This is a genomic window from Neorhizobium galegae (genome assembly GCF_017877135.1).
Lineage (GTDB): Bacteria > Pseudomonadota > Alphaproteobacteria > Rhizobiales > Rhizobiaceae > Neorhizobium > Neorhizobium galegae_A.
Genome location: NZ_JAGIPH010000001.1, coordinates 637,011 through 653,052, shown reverse-complemented (window position 1 = coordinate 653,052; position 16,042 = coordinate 637,011). Strand labels below are relative to the sequence as shown.

Annotated in this window: 17 protein-coding genes; 4 read left to right on the top strand and 13 right to left on the bottom strand. The window is 63.9% G+C overall.

The genetic code is table 11. The annotated features are described in order from the left end of the window. Positions 1–3 precede the first annotated feature (3 nt). Positions 4–3,129, bottom strand: coding sequence for a bifunctional diguanylate cyclase/phosphodiesterase (locus J2858_RS03320; RefSeq protein ID WP_245365527.1), 3,126 nt, complete (start codon positions 3,127–3,129; stop codon positions 4–6). A gap of 298 nt (positions 3,130–3,427) precedes the next feature. Here J2858_RS03320 and J2858_RS03315 point away from each other — a divergent pair, with 298 nt between their 5' ends. Continuing rightward, positions 3,428–3,691, top strand: coding sequence for a DUF1344 domain-containing protein (locus J2858_RS03315; RefSeq protein ID WP_210103307.1), 264 nt, complete (start codon positions 3,428–3,430; stop codon positions 3,689–3,691). A gap of 28 nt (positions 3,692–3,719) precedes the next feature. Here the strand turns inward: J2858_RS03315 and J2858_RS03310 are convergent, their stop codons facing one another. From J2858_RS03310 to J2858_RS03295, 4 genes are all read right to left on the bottom strand, one after another. Further along, positions 3,720–4,310 (bottom strand): histidine phosphatase family protein, encoded by a 591-nt coding sequence (locus J2858_RS03310; RefSeq protein WP_210103306.1) that lies wholly within the window; start codon positions 4,308–4,310, stop codon positions 3,720–3,722. Between the two features lie 206 nt (positions 4,311–4,516). Then, complete coding sequence (gene fabI / locus J2858_RS03305) at positions 4,517–5,335, bottom strand: enoyl-ACP reductase FabI (protein ID WP_210103305.1); 819 nt, start codon at positions 5,333–5,335, stop codon at positions 4,517–4,519. Between the two features lie 143 nt (positions 5,336–5,478). Further along, the gene (locus J2858_RS03300) at positions 5,479–6,723 is read right to left on the bottom strand and encodes a DnaJ C-terminal domain-containing protein (protein ID WP_210103304.1); all 1,245 of its coding nucleotides are present in this window, start codon (positions 6,721–6,723) and stop codon (positions 5,479–5,481) included. Positions 6,724–7,013: 290 nt separating this feature from the next. Beyond that, positions 7,014–7,460: an RT0821/Lpp0805 family surface protein gene (locus J2858_RS03295; protein ID WP_348635440.1), complete on the bottom strand. Its 447-nt coding sequence runs from the start codon at positions 7,458–7,460 to the stop codon at positions 7,014–7,016. A 70-nt stretch (positions 7,461–7,530) separates the two neighbouring features. Here J2858_RS03295 and pdxH point away from each other — a divergent pair, with 70 nt between their 5' ends. Then, positions 7,531–8,151 (top strand): pyridoxamine 5'-phosphate oxidase, encoded by a 621-nt coding sequence (pdxH, locus tag J2858_RS03290; protein ID WP_210103303.1) that lies wholly within the window; start codon positions 7,531–7,533, stop codon positions 8,149–8,151. A 67-nt stretch (positions 8,152–8,218) separates the two neighbouring features. Here the strand turns inward: pdxH and J2858_RS03285 are convergent, their stop codons facing one another. After that, entirely contained in the window at positions 8,219–9,274 is a 1,056-nt protein-coding gene (locus J2858_RS03285; RefSeq protein ID WP_210103302.1) for a polysaccharide deacetylase family protein, read from the bottom strand. An 82-nt stretch (positions 9,275–9,356) separates the two neighbouring features. Then, positions 9,357–10,148, bottom strand: a complete 792-nt coding sequence (locus J2858_RS03280; protein WP_210103301.1) for a sulfite exporter TauE/SafE family protein — start codon at positions 10,146–10,148, stop codon at positions 9,357–9,359. Between the two features lie 215 nt (positions 10,149–10,363). Here J2858_RS03280 and J2858_RS03275 point away from each other — a divergent pair, with 215 nt between their 5' ends. Continuing rightward, positions 10,364–10,666 carry a pyrophosphatase gene (locus J2858_RS03275; RefSeq protein ID WP_210103300.1) on the top strand — a complete coding sequence of 101 codons (303 nt, stop codon included), beginning with the start codon at positions 10,364–10,366 and terminating at the stop codon, positions 10,664–10,666. Here J2858_RS03275 and J2858_RS03270 read toward each other — a convergent pair. The 6 genes from J2858_RS03270 to J2858_RS03245 form a co-directional block, all read right to left on the bottom strand. Beyond that, on the bottom strand, positions 10,653–11,339 hold the full coding sequence (locus J2858_RS03270) for an HAD family hydrolase (protein WP_245365526.1): 687 nt from the start codon (positions 11,337–11,339) through the stop codon (positions 10,653–10,655). The genes J2858_RS03275 and J2858_RS03270 overlap by 14 nt on opposite strands. A gap of 139 nt (positions 11,340–11,478) precedes the next feature. Next, the gene (locus J2858_RS03265) at positions 11,479–11,877 is read right to left on the bottom strand and encodes a type II toxin-antitoxin system VapC family toxin (RefSeq protein ID WP_210103299.1); all 399 of its coding nucleotides are present in this window, start codon (positions 11,875–11,877) and stop codon (positions 11,479–11,481) included. Beyond that, a complete protein-coding gene (locus J2858_RS03260; RefSeq protein ID WP_210103298.1) occupies positions 11,874–12,125 on the bottom strand; it encodes an AbrB/MazE/SpoVT family DNA-binding domain-containing protein in 252 nt (83 codons plus the stop codon). The genes J2858_RS03265 and J2858_RS03260 overlap by 4 nt, the downstream gene beginning before the upstream one ends. Positions 12,126–12,164: 39 nt before the next feature. Then, positions 12,165–12,611: a bleomycin resistance protein gene (locus J2858_RS03255; RefSeq protein WP_210103297.1), complete on the bottom strand. Its 447-nt coding sequence runs from the start codon at positions 12,609–12,611 to the stop codon at positions 12,165–12,167. A gap of 3 nt (positions 12,612–12,614) precedes the next feature. Next, positions 12,615–14,030, bottom strand: a complete 1,416-nt coding sequence (tldD, locus tag J2858_RS03250; RefSeq protein ID WP_210103296.1) for a metalloprotease TldD — start codon at positions 14,028–14,030, stop codon at positions 12,615–12,617. A 135-nt stretch (positions 14,031–14,165) separates the two neighbouring features. Further along, positions 14,166–14,840, bottom strand: coding sequence for an invasion associated locus B family protein (locus J2858_RS03245; RefSeq protein ID WP_432443271.1), 675 nt, complete (start codon positions 14,838–14,840; stop codon positions 14,166–14,168). 319 nt (positions 14,841–15,159) lie between these two features. On the opposite strand from J2858_RS03245, the gene coxB reads away from it, so the two are divergent. Further along, on the top strand, positions 15,160–16,032 hold the full coding sequence (gene coxB, locus J2858_RS03240) for a cytochrome c oxidase subunit II (protein ID WP_210103294.1): 873 nt from the start codon (positions 15,160–15,162) through the stop codon (positions 16,030–16,032). Positions 16,033–16,042: the final 10 nt, after the last annotated feature.

The window sequence follows — 16,042 nt, the reverse complement described above, 5'->3', positions numbered from 1 at the left end:
TTTTCACGCCGCGGTGATAAATCCCCGGCGTGCGGCGACGGCGAATTCGGCGCCGGCCAGCGGCTGCGAAAAGGCAAAGCCCTGCAGGAGGTCGCAGCCCAGCTCCTTCAGAAGCGAGGCATGCTCCATGGTTTCCACGCCCTCCGCCACGGTTTCGATGCCCAGCGAGCGGGCGATCTCGATGATCGAGCGCACCAGCCCGCGTTCCTGCTGCGACGACAGGATGGGCATCACCAGCTGCCGGTCGATTTTCAGCCGCTTCGGCTTCAGCTTCAGCAGGCTGACGATGGAGGTGTGGCCGGTGCCGAAATCGTCGACCTCGATGTCGATGCCCAGCGCCTTGATGCGGTTGAGATTGTCCGTCACCACGTCGTCGCTTTCGTCGAGGAAGATCGATTCCACCAGTTCGAAGGCAATCTTGCCGGGCGAGATGGACAGCGTGTTCAGCGTGTCGGCCAGCGTCCGGTCGTGGAGGCGCTTGGCAGACACATTGACCGATACGCGCGGCACGTCGATGCCGGCGGCCGCCCACAGCATCTGGTCGCGCAGCACGGTTTCCAGCACCAGCTGGTCGAGCGTGGCCGCGACGTTCAGATCCTCGGCGATCTTCAGGAAGACATCCGGCGTCAGAAGGCCGCGGTCGGGATGGTGCCAGCGCACCAGCGCCTCGCCGCCCACGAGCTGGTAGGTCCGTGCGCAAAACTGCGGCTGGTAGAATGTGGCGAACTGGCCCTGCTCGATGCCGACGAGGATCTCGTCTGCCATGCGCTTGTTGTTGATCACTTCGGCCTGGAGGTTTTGCGTGAAAAACTCGAAGCGGTTGCGGCCGAGATGCTTTGCCCGGTAGAGCGCGATATCGGCGTTGATCAGCATCTTGCGCGCATCGATCCTGCGGCCGCTTTCCTGGGCAATGCCGATGGAAACGCCGCAGCGGCAGGAAAACCCCTCGAACTCTATCGGCTGGTGGAGCTCGCTGACGATGCGTGCGGCGAGCGCCGCCATTTCGGCGGGGTCAGCCGTGTTGGCGACGAGGATGACGAACTCGTCGCCGCCGATGCGCGCCACCACATCTTCATTGCGCACATTGCGGGTGAGGATCTGCGCCGCATGCACCAGCATGGCATCGCCGGCGGCGTGACCCAGCGTATCGTTAATCTGCTTGAACCGGTCGAGATCGAGATGGAGGAGAGAGGCATGGCGGCGCTCGGTCTGGCTTTCCCGCGACAGAGCGTCGAGGGCCACGTCCAGCTTGCGCCGGTTTGCAAGCATCGTCAGCGGATCGTGGAGTGCATTGTGCTCGATGCGGCGCTGGGCAAGCTGCAACTCGATATTCTTGGCCTCGGCGTCCTGCTTGGCGGCCTGCAGCGCTGCCGTCAGCTGCATGTCCTCCGTCACGTCAAGCGCAATGCCGAGAAACTTGTAGGCGCCATCGCGATCGCCGTGACGCCTGCCGATGGTGCGGACGAAACGGATGCTGCCATCCGCCTGCGGGACGCGTACCACAAGCGATGTCTTGTTGCTGTCATCCACGCTCTTCATCAGGCGTTCGGCCCGCGGGCGGTCCTGCGGGTGGATGAGGCTCAGCCACTGCTCAGTACTCAGGCGACCGTCGGTATAGGCGATGCCGTAGAGCTGGCACATGCGCCTGTCCCACACTTCCAGCCCTTCCTGCGGGTAGGTTTCCCAGATACCGCAGTCATAGGAGGCAAGCGCCAGGTCGAGCTTGGTCGACAGCTCCTCCAGTTCCCGCTCGCGGTGCGACAGCTCGTCCAGCGCCAGTTCCAGTTCGGCGTTCTTGATTTCACTGCTTTCCTTGGCCGCGCGCAGCGCCTGGGTGGTCTCGGCATCCGCCGTGACGTCCCAGACGATGCCGGTCGTGTGGCAGCTGCCGTCGGGATCGACGAAGGTGGCGCCGGTCGAGCGAAGCGTGCGGATGGTGCCGTCGCCAAGGCAGATGCGATAGTCATCGACGCGCGAGCGGGTGGAGCAGATGCAGCCGAAGAAATGCGCTTCCGCCGTGTCGACATCGTCGGGATGGATAGAAGCCACCCAGTCCTCGAGCCGGTTGCCGCCGGGTTTTTCCGGATGACCATACAGGGCGGCCGCGCGCGCGTCCCAGGTGAGGTTATTGTCGTCGGTGACTTCCCATATGCCCATGCTGGACGTTTCCATGGCCAGGCTGAAGCGCTGCGACAACGCCACCAGATTGGCCTCGCGCGCCTTCAGCATGGCGATGTGACGGTTGCGTTCGCCGATCAGCACGCCCGCCGCGAGGATCGGTACGATCATTCCCAGGCCGGCAGCGGCGAGCAGCAGGCGAAAGGACGGCTGGTCGTTCGGCGCGGCCGACCAGCCCTCGGGCGGCGCGGCCGACAGTTCCCAGTGGCCGCCGGAGATCGGCAGCGTGGACACGTCCGGCTCCCGGTCGACAATAGTCTCCGGACCGGTCAGCAGCCGGTTGGCGTCGGACCCGACATGGCGGATGGTGATGTCCAGCAGACTTTCGTGCGGGCTCTCCTGAAGAGCAATGGTGGATGTCTGAGGTTCGATACCGGCCTCGGCGAGGAAGCGGTGGTGATCGATCACCAGCGCCAGCTTGCCCCAGGGCGTGTTGTTGGCGGAGACGGGCAGCACAAGCACCATCATTCCGTCACCGGCCCCTTGGCTGAGCAGCGCTGGGCCCGGCAGGCGATGGGCAAGGATGGCCTTCGACAGTGCTCCCCGATCGATGGCGGCGCTGGGCCCGGCATCCGGAGCTTGCGCCTGCGCGGTGATGATGGGGCCGAGCTTGTTGTCCGGCGCCAGAGCCACGGCAACCAGATGCGGATTGCGCAGCAGGATGTCGTGCGCGGCCGGCGCAAATTGGGCGAGGTCGAAAGCCGACGGATCGCCCAGCAACTGCCCCAGATGGGAGGCAAGGATAAGGTCTGCCTGCATCCGGCTTGCGAGCCGCTGGCGAAGGATGATCATCGTGCGCTCGGTCGCGCCGCGCAGAAACTCCTGGTAATCGTGGCGATGCTGGCGATCGAGAAGGATGGTGGTTGCGATCACGGAAAGCGCAAGGGCGCCGGCCACAGCCACCGGCAGGCGCCAGCGCATCTGTGCGGCCGCTGTCCGCCACCTTGCCATCAAGCTCATTGTCAAACGCGTTGCCCCCAATCGCTTGTCCACAGGCTAGACAGCGCGGGTTAATTTCCCATTGCACCGGCAAACGCAAACTCGATGGCATTTCGTCACGGGATGCTGCCGTCGGAATGGCCGGTTTTTCCGGCCTTTCGGGCTTTCCAGGGCAAATGGTTGCAATTGGTTAAAATCCTGTTCATCAATGAGACGCGAATTGACATCAAGCCGGGCAACTTTTGCCACAATCGAAAGGCAAATCATGTTTCGAAACAAAACATTCCTTGATCTGCCAAAGGCTTATACGATGCGCCTCCTGATTGCAGCGCTGCTCGCAACCGCCAGTATGCTTTCCCCGCTCTCCGCGCTGGCGCAGAGCGTCGATGTCGAAGCCACGATCAAGTCCGTTGACGTGAAGAAGCTCAGCCTGACGCTGGACGACGGAAAGACCTACAAGGTGCCGGAGGAGTTCAACTTCGACGGCCTGTCGTCGGGCGTGAAGGTCGTCGTCTTCTATACCGTCGTTGACGGCCACCGGGTGATCGACGACCTGCAGATCGTCCAGCAGTAACAGGCCGGCGCTTGCTGCGCCGAAACCGTCACAACCACTCCGCGCGGCCCTTGTCCTGCTCGATGATCAGCACGCGGTCCTGGTGGATGTCGCAGCGTGACGCGTCCGCCTCGTCCCAGCCGCCGACCAGTTTCAGAATGGAGCGGATGACGCCGCCATGGCTGACGCAGACGGTCGGCCTCTCCACCGATTGCAGCCAGGCACCGATTCTCCAGGAAAGGATCTCGTAGCTTTCGGCCGAAGGGCCGGGGGGAATGAAGTTCCATTTCTGCCGCGAGCGCATTTTCAGCCGATCGGGCGCAACGGCGCGAATATCGTCCAGCGTATGGCCTTCCCAGTCACCGAAGGACAGTTCCACCAGCCGCTCGTCGGTGCGGTAGCCCATGGGGTCAAGCCCCATCGCCTTGCGGGCGATCTGCATGGTTTCGCGGGTGCGCGAGAGGGGGGAGGCGACGAAATCGAAGTTTAAGACGTCTGTCCCCAAAAGGCCGCGCAGCGTTTCGCCGTTCTGAAAAGCCTGGGCCCGGCCGGTGTCGTTGAGGCCGATGTCCTTCTGACCCTGCAGGCGTCCTTCGGCATTCCAGTCGGTCTGTCCGTGGCGGATCATGTAGATGAGCACGGGTAAAACCCTCTTTCATGCCTTGGCTGCACGCTCGTGCTGCGCCGAATGTGTAGCCGGTCTCTCCGGGTTTCCGGGTCCCGTCCAGCACAAATGGCAGGGCGCCCGGTTGAAGTCCCGGCAATATCCTGCCGAAACCTTGATCCGAGCCTACCCAATGAAAGGCGAAAGTCCAACCCCGAATTGAGGCCCCAGGCCTCGTGTCATCAATCCTTGATGACGGAAATGTCAGGCGCGTCGACCGCCTTCATGCCCACGACATGATAGCCGCTGTCGGCGTGATGCACTTCGCCCGTCACCGAACGCGACAGGTCCGACAGCATGTAGAGGCCGACATCGCCGACTTCCTCGATGGTGACGGTGCGGCGCAGCGGCGCGTTGTATTCGTTCCACTTGAGGATATAGCGGAAATCGCCAATGCCGGAGGCGGCGAGCGTCTTGATCGGGCCGGCCGAGATCGCGTTGACGCGGATGTTCTTCGGGCCGAGATCGACCGCGAGATATTTCACGCTGGCTTCCAGCGCGGCCTTCGCCACGCCCATGACGTTGTAGTTCGGCATGACCTTTTCGGCGCCGTAATAGGTCAGCGTCAGCATGGAGCCGCCATCCGTCATCAGCTTTTCGGCGCGGCGGGCAACCGAGGTAAAGGAGTAGACGGAGATCTGCATGGTCTTGGCGAAATTGTCGGCGGTCGTATCGACGTAGCGGCCGGTCAACTCGTCCTTGTCGGAAAAGCCGATGGCATGCACGAGAAAGTCGATCTTGCCCCAGCGCTGCTCGATATCGGCAAAGACGGCATCGATGGTCGATTCGTCGCTGACATCGCAATGGCCGGCAAGCGAAGCGCCGATTTCGGCGGCCAGCGGCTCGACGCGCTTCTTCAGCGCATCGCCCTGATAGGTGAGCGCCACTTCGCCGCCCTGGGCATGAATGGCCTTGGCAATCCCCCACGCGATGGAACGGTTGTTCGCGACACCCATGATGATGCCACGTTTGCCTGCCATGAGGCCGGATGCCTGAGCCATACTCTATCCTCTAAGACTTAAGACGAAAGTTGCCTATGGCATAGGCCGTCCCGACGTTCAAGCAGGCGTGAGATCATCTCCTGTAAGGGGGTGTAACAATGGGTGCGCAGACGCAACCGCCTGGGGATAGCGTCACAATGGCGTCACACGAAGAGGCCGTGGCGCATGTGGCGCATCAGATCGATGACCTTCGGGTCGGGCTTTTCCCACAACACCACCCGCAGTTCGACCACCAGATCGCCGCGCCCGCCGGCATCGTTTGCCAAGCCAAGACCTTCGATCCGCACGCTCTGATCCGATCCGGTCCAGGCCGGAATGGAGACGGGAACGCGCCCGCCCGGCGTCTCCACCTCGGCCTCGGTGCCCAGAACCGCATCCTCCAGCGAGATCGGCAACACGGTGTGGAGATCGAAACCTTCCACATGAAAACGATTGTCACGGGCAATCTTCAGGGTCACCAGCAGGTCGCCGCGCTGGGCGCCGGGAAGCCGCAGTCCCTGTCCGATGAGACGCAGCACCTGGCCATCCGTCATGCCGGCCTCCAGCGGAAAGCGCACTTCGCGATCGTCGGACAGGATGACGGTTGCCGTGTTGAGGGCCAGCATGTCCTGAAGAGACACGGTGGCGGTCGTTGACAGGTCGGGCGCCTTTTCCGGGGGCGGGGCCGTGCCGCGGATTCGCCGCATGAGACCGGAAAGAAGCTCGATCGCCTGAAGCGGAAGCGGCGGCGGCACTTTCTGGCCAGTTGGTTCGGGCCGGGTCGCATCCGGATTGCTGCTTTCGGCTGCGGGCCGTTGGGTCTGTGCGGCGCCTGCCTGCCCTTTGGCCGAAGAGGGCTGGGGCCGCTCGGTGCGGGCATGGTCCTGTCCAGCCTGCGCACCTGCCTCTGCGTTGCTGCGCCGACTGCCGGTCGTTCCTGCCTGCGAGGCCGTGGAGGAGCCCGCCGAAGGGGCGGGACCGAAAATGCGGTTGATCAGGTCTTCCGGGTTTTCCTCCGCCCCGCCAAGCGTGCTGGCGCCGGCCGTGGCATTCGCCCGGTTCTGATTGGCCTGGTTCTGGGCGCGCTGCGCATTGGCGCGCGCCAGTTCCTCCATCACCTGTTCGGCCTTGGCGCGGGCGGCCTTTGCCCGCTCTTCCGCCTGGCGGGCGTTTTCGCGCTGCTGCAGGATGGTCTGGTGGGTCTCATAGGCGCGGTCGTAGCGCTTGCGGCGTTCGGGATCCTTCAAGACCTCGTAGGCCTGGCCCATTTCGGCGAAGCGGCGGGTGGCGGCCGGATCGTCCTGGTTATGGTCCGGGTGCAGCGATTTCGCCTTGGAACGCCAGGCAGCCTTGATCTCGTCGGCACCGGCATCTTTCTTCACGCCGAGAAGGGAATAGGGATCGCGCATACCGTCCACCGCTTATGTTTGCAGCCTCACCGGAACGCCCGGCGGCTGCTGTCGACAACAACTCTTGCCGTCGGCGAAGGGTTCCGCTGCCGGAACTTCGCCCTTTTGGCCTATGGTGAAGAAATATAATCGTGACACTCTCTAAGGAGAATTTACGCGCGCCGGCGACTTGGAATTAAGATTACCGCGCAGTAACCAGCCGATCCTGAGGAATGATAGTTGCGGCGACGGCATGTCTGTCCGTCAGCGCGGGGTTGCGCTGCGGGTCTCTACCGGAAAGAGGAAGGATATTACTGCCGTTCGAAGGAGGTCAGCATCCAGTCGCCGCTGTTTGCCATGCAGGCCTGGCCGGTAAACTTGGCAATGCCTTCATAGGAATGGCGGGTGGTGACGAAGCCGCGGCAGACGACGCCTGCCACATTGGCCTCGCGGATGCCGGAGACGACACCGGCGCTGCCGGTTGCCGTATTGGCCCAGGGGAGTGCTGCGCCCGACACCTTGGAAAGGTCGGCGGAGGTGACGGCATTGCGTACCGTCACTTCGTCGGAGACCGCTTCCTGCGAGCGTTTGGGAATGGTGGATGTGGAGAGGCTGCGGTCCACCTTGGCAGAGCTGTCGAACAGGTCGAAGGCGCCGCTGGTGCAGCCCGACATTGTCGTCGAAAGGGTAACCAAAAGGGCTGCTTTGAGCGTGAGCGACAGCGGCGATCGGATGCGATATTTTGTCTTGTCTGTCACTGCCACCTTGCGTCCAGTCCGGAAAAGGTTCACGGGTCCATTTGATCAGATCGGGAGCATTTTAGTCAATATGTCGCAAGATCGGTTAACAAGCGGTGACTTCACCGAGGAAAACGAGCCCTTCGCCCTGTTTGCTGAATGGCTGAAGGATGCGGAAGGTTCCGAACTCAACGATCCCAATGCCGTGGCACTTGCCACGGTGGATGCAGACGGCCTGCCCAATGTGCGCATGGTGCTGCTGAAGGGCTTCGACGAGCGCGGCTTCGTCTTCTATACCAATTTCGAAAGCCAGAAGGGCCGGGAGATCTTAGGGCAAGGCAAGGCCGCGATGTGCTTCCACTGGAAGTCGCTGCGCCGGCAGGTGCGGCTGCGCGGACCGGTGAGCGTCGTGTCCGACGAGGAGGCGGATGCCTATTATGCGTCGCGCCCGCGCGGCAGCCGGATCGGCGCCTGGGCATCGAAACAGTCGCGCCCACTCGAGGGACGCTTTGCGCTCGAAAAGGCGGTAGCCGAATATACCGCCCGCTATGCCATCGGCGACATTCCGCGTCCGGCCCACTGGTCGGGTTTTCGGATCATCCCGAGCTCGATCGAGTTCTGGCACGACCGTCCGTTCCGCCTGCATGACCGGGTGGAGTTTCGCCGCGAGGGCGAGGCCGAAGGCTGGTCGAAGGTGCGCATGTATCCGTGACGGGAGAGGCTGCCCTTCCGTCACCGGGTTTCCCCGGAGTCAAGGCGTGCCCGTCAGGATGTTCTGATCAGGGCGTGCCCATGGCGAAGGGAATGCCGGAGGCAAGGGCTGCCACGTAGCGCGGCTCCTGGTAATAGCCGTTCAGCGAAATCCGCGGCAGGGCGGTCAGCCGTTCGGTGTCGGCCGCGCAGACCGTGCCCGGCTGCGTGGTGACGGCCACAGTGAAGCCGAGCGCCTGCGCCAGCGCCTGGTCGCGCTCGGAAACGGCGGCCTGCGTGCCGTAGGGATAGGCGATCGCGGCCGGACGTGTGCCGGTGAGCGCCTCCAGCCAGTCGGCGGAGCGCTTCATCTCGGCGCCGGCATCGGCATCTGATAGGCGTTTCAGCGCCCGGTGGCTGACGGTATGGGCGCCGAGCGAGGCGAGCGGATGGCGCGACAGTTTTGACAGATCCTCGCGGCCGAGTGTCAGCCGGCGTGTGATGTCGAGCGGCTCGATCCCATGGCGGCACGCCAGCGCATCCAGCTCGGCCACCGCATCGGCTTCGTTGTCGCGTTCGATGTAGAGCGCAAAGCGATCAAACGCATCGAGCCGGGCACTGCCGGCGGTCAGATCAAGCGTTTCCGGCCCGGCGCCGAAATCGAAGCTCAGCCTGTCGGTCTCGTTCAACAGCTCGGCCAGCGTTTCCCACCAGATGGTGTGGGTGCGGTCGGCAAAGCCCTCATTGATGAAAATGGTGAACGGCACCTGGTAACGCTCGAACACCGGCAAAGCGTGCTCGACATTGTTGCGGTAGCCGTCATCCAGCGTGAAGCAGGCAAAGGGGCGCGCGGGCGGTTCGGCTAGGCGCGCGGGCACGTCCTGAAGGGCGACGAAATCATAGCCATCCTCGGCAAGCCGACTGATGGCGGCATCGAGAAATTGCGGCGTCACTTCCAGATGGGCGTTCGGCGCGGCAAGCCGCGGCTCCGGCGGGCGCACGTGATGCAGGGTGAAAATCGCGCCGCGACCGCGCGCCTCGCGCATCAGGCCGGCCCGCGCCAGAATGCCCGCCGTCTCAAGCCCGCCGGCAATCAGGCCACGCTTGACGCTGCGACGCCACAGGGCGTCGATCTTTCCATTCATCTGCACTGCTTCACCGCCAGTTGTTCGCGGCACGCTAGCGCTGAGACCTTTAAGCCTTGCTAATGAAGCACTGCAAATACCATCAGTGCAGCAGAGCGTCGAACACCGGCAGGCTGAGGAGGCCGGCGCCGGCAATCAGGCAGAAGCAGATGCGCCGGAACGTCGCCTCGTCGGCAAAGCCGAACAGGCGCGATCCGAGCAGAATGCCGAGGCCATAACCGGGGCCGACGACTGCCGCGAGAAGCAGCGTATCGACCCGCAACAGGCCGGCGCTGATATAGGCGGTGGCCGATATCAGGGAGGCGAGCGCGAAATAAAGCACGATATTGGCGCGCACCACCACCCGGTCGCTCGCCCCGCCCAGCCAATAGGCGACGATCGGCGGGCCGGACAGTTGCGCGACGCCGCCGAAGAGGCCGGCAACCGCACCGGTTGCAACGCCAAGCGGTGCCTTCGGCCGGCCCTTGTAGCGCCAGCCGCTGATGAGGAAGGCAAGAAGGGCAATAACCGTCACCGAAATGATCCAGCGCAGCACAAGCGGCGGGGCAAAGGCGAGAAGTGCCGTGCCGACGGGCACGCCGGCCAGCGCACCGATGAGAAGCGTTGCCACCTCGCGCCGGTTCGCCCGCCGCCACCCCTCCGGCAACATTCCGAGCGTCATCACCCAGTCGACCACCAGAAGAAGCGGCGAGGCGGCCTGCGGCCCGGCAATGGCGCTGGCCATCGGTATGAAAATCAGCCCGCCGCCGAAACCGGAAAACCCACGCGCCAGACCCGCAACGAGGGCGGTGGCGAGAAGGGCGAGGATTTGCCTCAGCGGATGCAGGGCAGGAAAGGCCGCGACATCTGCCGCAAGCATGTCGGAAAGGGTCATGGGCGGGCCGGGTAGGGGAGGGCGTTCTGAAGGGGCGGATGGAGGAATGTGAGCGCCGGTTCTGCGTCCGCCTCAAAGGCCTGTCAAGCGAATGCGGGGCGGAGCCGTTCCGGCACGTCATCGCCGGGCAGGGCGACATCCCGATGCGCGTGACGCGAGCGGATGGATCTTCCTCGCGAATCGGTGTTCTGTGGCTAAAACAAAAGGAGAACATCATGCTGCGTCAGCTGATCGATGAGTTTGAAACTGCCTCCCACCGCTATGCCGAGGCGCATGGCGTGACGCGCGATCCCGACTGGTTCGTGCTGAAACTGCACGAGGAAGTGGGCGAACTCACGCAAAGCTGGAACCGGCTCAGCGGGCGCGGCCGGCCCAAGGGCCGCAGTGTCGAGGACATGCAGCGCGACTTGGCCGACGAAGCCGCCGATGTGCTCGGCCACATCCTGCTGTTTGCCCATGCCAACGGTCTCGATCTTGCCGCGGCGGTGGAGCGCAAATGGTTGTTCAGGCCGGCGTGACGACGGCCGGGTGACGATCGAAGAAGGCGCGGCAATGGTCAAGACTGTCGGCCACGGCCGCGCAGAGCGCCCGGATTTCCTCTGTCGGCTGCAGCATGTCGGGCACCATCACCGCCATGGTCCCGGCAGAGGCCGCGCTGCGGATGCCGTTGTGGGAATCCTCGAGCGCCAGACAAAGCGCCGGCGCGACGCCGAGCCGTCCCGCGGCCGTCAGATAGGGATCGGGCGCCGGCTTGCCGCGGGCATAATCGCCATGCGCCACCACATGGTCGAAGCGCCCGAGAATGCCGAGTTCGCCGAGGTGATGCTTGACCTGGAAATGGGCCGAGGAGGTGCAGACGGCGCGCGGAATGGAGAGGGTATCGAGCAGATCCAGCATCTGCGTCACCCCCGGCTTCAGCCGCAGGTCGGTTTCCAGCAGCCGGTCGAAATGCGCAAGCCATACCGTCCTAAAGCCATCGGCATCGAACGCTTCGCCGTAATGCTCCCGCAAAAGGCCCGCGATGCTGACCCAGGGCCTGCCCAGCATGCCCTCATAGATCGACGGACCGATCGGAAGACCCTTCTCCGTGGCGGCGGAAATGATCGAGCTGCGATAGAGGATTTCGGTATCGAGCAACAGGCCATCCATATCGAAGATGACGGCCTGCGGCAGGCGGGGAAGTATCGGCATATCGGTCCTGTATCGAAGGCGTCTGCGGCAAAGGGGTTTGCCTGGAACGCCCGGTTTCACTGTTCACGTTCTGCTCACGCCACCATGCCGGTGCCCGTTCTCGCGCGGATGCGCTTATCGGCACAGCACTGCAAGCGGGTCAGGAAGCAAGGCGTGCCAGGCGGCCCTGTGCCTCTAGCACTTCGACAGCCTTCTGATCAAACGACACGAAGGTCTCACCGCCGAGCCACTGTCCCTCGTGGGCGATTACGCCGTCTGCGAAATCGCCGCCCGCTTCCAGAACCGCCAGTCCGGCCTCCACGGCCGGGCGATCCATCGCGACATTGCCGGCCTCCAGCAGGTCGCGAAGGGAGCGCGCAACCTCCTGCCGGGAAAGTCTCGCACCGCGCAACAGCACCCAGACAAATTCGCAGAGACAGGATGACGAGATCGCAATCAGCGAGGCCTCCTGCAACAGACGAGACGCGGCAGCACCTTGCACCGCATCGTCCTGCAGCACGGCGCGAACCAGAATGTTCGTGTCGACGGCAATCTTCATTCCTCGCCAGCCCAGCCGGCGGCGGCAATCCGGTTCATCTCCTCGATCGACAGGGGTTGTGCCGCCTTGCCGGCATGGCGCCCGATAAAGCCCTCGATGCTGCCGGTCGGCCGCACGGCCTTCAGACGCAGTTCACCGCCCGGAAGCCTGTCGAGTTCGATCTGTTCCCCCGGCCGGACACCCAGATGGTTCAGAAGCTCCCGCCTGAGGGTGATCTGCCCCTTGGCGGTCACGGTCAAAGAGGCCATGGCACATCTCCTTTGGCTTCAAGGTAATGGAATTTTTCCTTACCGCAAGCCGTCCGGCGCGTCTCCGGTGCGAGGACGACGGCCAAGATCCTCGAAGGGCCGCAAGAGGTAGCCGTCGGGATCGGCGACGAGGCACTGGCGGTTGCCGACCTCGTGGTCGTCGCGGCGATACCATGTGTCCTTGACCGGCAGGACAAGCGGATGGCCGGCGCGTTCCAGACGTTTGACGAGGGCCGACAGATCCGGCACGCGAAGCTGCAGGTTGAGGCCGCGGCCGAGCGGGGGTGCGAGCGGCATCGCGTCATCGAAGGTGCGGCCGGTGCCGATCTGGTCGATCATCAACTGAGCGCTTCCAAGCGTCAGGAAGCTGAAACCTTCTTCCGGGCGCTCGTAGAGGACCGTACAGCCGATGAGATCAAGGTAGAAAGCGCGGCTTGCTGCCCAGTCGGTGACGGCAAGCTCCGGAACCAGCGCGTTTTCGCTCACCCGTCAGGCCTTCGTGCCGCCGACGGTGATCTGGTCCATCCTGAGATGCGGCTGGCCGACGCCGACCGGCACCCACTGGCCGGCCTTGCCGCAATTGCCGATGCCGGTATCGAGCTTGGAATCATTGCCGACCATCGAGACGCGCTTCATCGCATCCGGGCCGTTGCCGATCAGCATGGCGCCCTTGATCGGCGCGCCGATCCGGCCGTTTTCGATGAGATAGGCTTCCGTGCAGCCGAACACGAACTTGCCGGAGGTGATGTCCACCTGCCCGCCGCCGAAGGAGACGGCATAGATGCCTTTTTTCACGGAGGCGATGATTTCCTCCGGCGTCTTGTCGCCCGAGAGCATGTAGGTGTTGGTCATGCGCGGCATCGGCTGGTGGGCATAGCCCTGGCGGCGGCCGTTGCCGGTCGGCGTCATGCCCATCAGGCGGGCATTCTGCCGGTCCTGCATGTAGCCGACCAGCCTGCCGTTCTCGATCAGCACGTTATAGGCGGACGGCGTGCCCTCGTCATCAATGGTGATCGAGCCGCGGCGGTTGTCGATCGTGCCGTCATCGACCACGGTGACGCCGGGGGCTGCCACCATTTCGCCGAGCAGGCCGGCAAAGGCGGATGTCTTCTTGCGGTTGAAATCGCCTTCCAACCCGTGGCCGACGGCCTCGTGCAGCATCACGCCCGGCCAGCCGTTGCCGAGCACCACATCCATGGTGCCGGCCGGTGCCTCGATGGCCTCCAGATTGACGAAGGCCTGGCGCAGCGCCTCGTCGGCGCCCGTCTGCCAGTTGCCGTTTGCGATGAAATCGCCAAAGCCGATGCGCCCGCCGGTGCCGAAGGAGCCGCTCTCCTGCCGGTCGCCTTCGCCGACCACGACGGAGATGTTGAGCCGCGTCATCGGGCGCACGTCCTGCACGCGGTGGCCATCGGCGCGCAGGATGTCGACCACCTGCCAGCTGGCGGCAATCGAGGCGGTCACCTGGCGGACCTTCGGATCCCTGGCGCGCAGATAGGCGTCGATCTCGGTCAGAAGCGCCACCTTCTGCTCGAATGTCGGAGAGCCGATCGGGTTTTCGTCACCGTAAAGGCGTCTGTTGGTGCGTTGCGGCGCGGCCGCATAGGAGCCGGAATAGCCGCGGGTGACGGCGCCAACCGCATCCGCCGCGCGCGACAGGGCAGACACCGACAGCTCGCCCGCATGGGCATAGCCCACTGCTTCGCCCGCCACCGCGCGCAGGCCAAAACCCTGGTCGGTGTTGAAGGAGCCGCCCTTCAGGCGCCCGTTGTCGAAGGAGAGCGATTCGGCCTGCGCATGCTCGAGAAACAGTTCGCCATCATCGGCGCCGGCAAGCGCTGCGGCCACCATCTCGCGCAGCCGCGTCTCGTCGCAATCGAAAAGGTTGATGAGGTCGGTGGTCATCGTGGCGCTCCTGTGGCGGACGCTTGGGATGCATCCGGCTTTCACGTCCGATGTAGGTCTGTCAGAACGGCGGCGCAAGTTTATCTTCGCCGCCGCGGGCCGCGCAGCCGCGCCCTTGTGGGGCGTCAGCCAAGATCAGGGCAGCGCGTCATAACCATCGGCAAAGCCGGCAAGCTCGATCGGAATGCCGACGCGGTCCTGATCGACGGATTCACGCAGCGCAAAGACGGCGTTCTTGCCGGCGCGCAGGATCTTCATCAGCTCGTCGTCGATCTCCACCTCCACATAGCAGCCCTCGGAGAAGCAGCGGGTGAAATAGGCGCGGCCGATATTGTTGCCGTCGACGAAGAGATCCATGCCGTCTTTCAGGAGTACGCCGAGCGGCGCGAGAATGCGCAGGATCTTGGCCTTGCGGTCCGCCGTCTTCAGGACGACGACGGAAAGGCCGACCTCCGGCCGATCCTCGGCAATGACATTTTGCATCAGCGCGCATTGTTCGACGGAGCTTCCGGCCGGCTTGTCGCAGAGAACGGACCAGGCGCCATGATTGCCGCGCACGGTGCCGGCGGGCGGAGCGCCGGCCGGAGACGCGCCGGGTGCAGCCGGCTGCTGGGCACCGGGGGTCAGCGCCGGCGACTGCTGCGCAGAGGGCTGCTGCGGGGCGCTCTGCTGCGGTCTTGCCTGCTTTTCCCCCGTCTGCGGCGCTTGCGCCAGGACCGGGCTGGCGAGCAGGGCGCCGGGCAGCAGAGCGGCCAGCGCTGCGGCGCGCAGGAGGGAGAAACGCATGAATACCTCTGTCTTTCGAATCAGTCGTGCTAATCTTGTCGCCGGGGAGGGTTAATGAAAAGCCCTTACCCTCTTTTCAGGCGAGTGCGGCAAAAATGCGGAGCCGCGCAAGAGCGCAGTTCCCGCCGTTTGGCGCTGTTGCGAGGCTATAATGCGGGTGCGATCACCGTGGGCGGATCGTCGCGGAATTGACAACGCGCAAAAATGCCGCACGGGCGCGAACGCCAGATGCAACTGGCGCATATTGCGGCAGTTGGCAAACTGTGATTGAACCGATAGCCTATAGCTTGGGATTCTGCGTTTCGATCTGATCCAGATCAAATGCTTGGGGAGAGAAATAGTGATGAACAGAGCCTATGCAGCTTTCGCTGCGATGATCTGTCTGCTCTGCGCCTCGGGGGCGGCTGCAGACCAACCGGTTCCATGGCAGATCGACCAGCAGCAGGCGGTGACGCCGATCATGCACGAGATCAAGTGGTTCAACCATTACAGCCTCTGGTTCATCGTGCCTATCACGCTGTTCGTGCTGGTGCTTCTGGTGGTGGTCGTGGTGAAGTTCCGCGCCAGCGCCAATCCGGTGCCCTCGCGTACCAGCCACAACACGGCCATCGAAGTTGCCTGGACGCTCGGTCCGGTTCTGGTGCTGCTGTTTCTCGCCATTCCCTCGTTCAACCTGTTGAACGCCCAGCTGACCATGCCGGAAAATCCCGACGTGACGGTGAAGGCGACCGCCACCCAGTGGCAGTGGAACTACGAATATGAAGGTGGCGAAGCGCCGCTTGCCTTCGACAGCTACATGCTGAAGGAAGCGGAGCGCACGGCTGCCGGCAAGACCGACATGAAGGTCTATCCGCGCCTGCTGGCCGTCGACAACGAAATGGTGCTCCCGGTCAACAAGACCGTGCGCATGCTGGTCACGGCAGCGCCGACCGACGTCATCCATGCCTTTGCCATGCCGGCCTTCGGCGTGAAGATCGATGCCGTGCCGGGTCGCCTCAACGAGACCTGGTTCCGCGCCGAGAAGGAAGGCCTCTATTACGGCCAGTGTTCCGAGCTTTGCGGCAAGGACCACGCCTTCATGCCGATCGCCATCCGCATCGTCTCCCAGGAGAAATACGATGCCTGGCTGACGGCGGCCGCAAGCGATCTGCCGGGCGCATACAAGGTGCTGACGGCATCTGCCGGCGCGCCTGCGCTTAACGTGGCATCCAAGTAAGGGGGAACGA